We start from the raw sequence: 2,035 nt of genomic DNA on the forward strand, positions 1-2,035 counted from the left end.
GAGTAGAGTGGCAGAAAGTCAGTAGATATAAATCGTTTTATTGGTTCATTGAGCAATGACAGTGATGTAGATTACCTGAAAATAGATGCAGGTTCTTTGACATCGAGCAAGATAGATAAAGAAGTATAGAAAGTGTGGACTAACTTAAGGAGGTTGCTATGAAAGTTCAAGGAAATAGGTATATTAATAATCCAGAGATGATAAAAAATAAGGTTGAGAAGAAAACAACTGTTCCTCAGAATATTATTTCGGAGGATGATGTGAAAATCAGTGATTCAGCAAGAAAGTTAGTTGAGACTGCTCGTAATAAGGTATCGGATTTTCATACAATGCATTTTTCATCTATTATGGGAGAGATAAGAGAGATACCAGCAGAATATAAATGTGAAAATTTATTCAAATTAGATTTGAAAGCAGCTTCCATTTCTGGAGAACAAAGTGCGTTTGAAGGCTGTTCGGAAAATCAGTCAGAGGTTTTTGAAAAATGGCTGGACGAAAATGCTTCTGAATATTTGACAGAAGATGAAATGAAAGATTTAAAAGAGAAGATTAATGCAATGACAGCAGATGTAGATTCTTTGAATGCTCAGGAGGGATATAGAGGAACTTCTTATGAATCTGTATTTTTGTTAAGTGCAAGTGAAGTGGGGCTAAGGAAAGTAAATGAAATGTATGTTCCAGAGCAATTTCAAGCTGGTTTTTCAGACATGATTGACGAATATGTTCATTTTAATGATTCAGCACGTAATTCCATCATGGAGAGAATGACACCAGATTACATGGTTGTTGGAATTGGAAGCAAAACAGAATCTTATAAGTACAAGTCAGAAATAATCTCAGATGAGACAGCTTTTTATACAAATGAGAAGAAAGAGATAAGTGGTATCTGCAATCAGTTTTTAAATGGTAAAACAGATCAAAAATTATTTTGTAATGAGATGAAAGACCGTTTAAATGATTACTATGGAAGCAGGTATGAATTAAGGAATCAGCCAGAAGCTGTTGAAGGCAGAGTAAATAATATGCTGGACAAATTGCAGCATATGTTTGGCGTTTAATGTTGAAAAAGGGTTTGGAGAATAATTATGAAGACAGTAACAGATGTAAACACAGTAAACCAGCTGTTGACATATTCAAAGCAGGCAGAGGCAGGAATACACCAAAAAGCAATACAGATGTTGCTTGGAGCAGGAAATAATAAAAAACAGGACAGTTTAAGTATTTCTGATGCTGCACGAGGCTTTTCAAAGCAATCCATAGCTGCACTGATAGATAAAAATGCGAATATTTCTAACAGTGAATTAGCTTATTATTTTGCAAACTATAATAATTCAAGTGCTATTTTGGATGCAATCAATTTTGGGGAGAATGTTTCCTGTGGATATAATTCTGATTTTAAGGAGTACGGGGTTATTTCCTTTGACCTTAATGGGAGCAGACAGGTAGTACCTAATTATGCAGTACCGAAAATGAATACAAGCACCATGTCAGGCATTTGTGCTGCGAATAATTCTCTGGTACTAAGTAATAAAAGTTATTATGCATGGACAACATCAAGTGGCGGTAAATATACATGGACGGTCAATAATGGAAGAATAGGCTGGGCAGCCTCGGAATCGTTACTTGCAGAGAATACAAATCAAAAAGGAACAAATTATAAGTGGGAAATGTGTAAGGCAGGCAATATCCTGTCTGATCTGGCACAGGGAAAGAGTGTGTGGGGGTATCTCTACAGCAATGAGGAGGTATTGTCCGTCTGTGAGAAAGTCGGGATTTCTCCGGGATTCTTTTCTATAGATGCGGGAGCAGGAAAACACACTTATTTATTGCAGGAATCAGGAAAGACCATAAATGTTGACGCAAAGATAAAACAGTTAAATGATATAAACTGGATAGAAATCGGATATAAAGAAGGAGATACGTTTTCCGTTTATGGTAAAGAGTATGCTATTGACAGCAGTGGGCATATCAATGTTTCGGCGGAAGATGAATTTACATCAACGGAAATTAAATATCCAAGTCGTTCAATATAATA

At 35.8% G+C, this 2,035-nt stretch carries 2 protein-coding genes; both read left to right on the top strand.

All coding sequences use genetic code 11. The features are described from left to right. Positions 1-158 precede the first annotated feature (158 nt). A complete protein-coding gene (locus HMPREF0373_RS11270) occupies positions 159-1,058 on the top strand; it encodes a hypothetical protein (RefSeq protein WP_021739841.1) in 900 nt (299 codons plus the stop codon). Positions 1,059-1,085: 27 nt separating this feature from the next. Further along, the gene (locus HMPREF0373_RS11275; RefSeq protein ID WP_021739842.1) at positions 1,086-2,033 is read left to right on the top strand and encodes a hypothetical protein; all 948 of its coding nucleotides are present in this window, start codon (positions 1,086-1,088) and stop codon (positions 2,031-2,033) included. Positions 2,034-2,035 lie beyond the last annotated feature (2 nt).

It is taken from the genome of Eubacterium ramulus ATCC 29099 (assembly GCF_000469345.1).
GTDB lineage: Bacteria > Bacillota > Clostridia > Lachnospirales > Lachnospiraceae > Eubacterium_I > Eubacterium_I ramulus.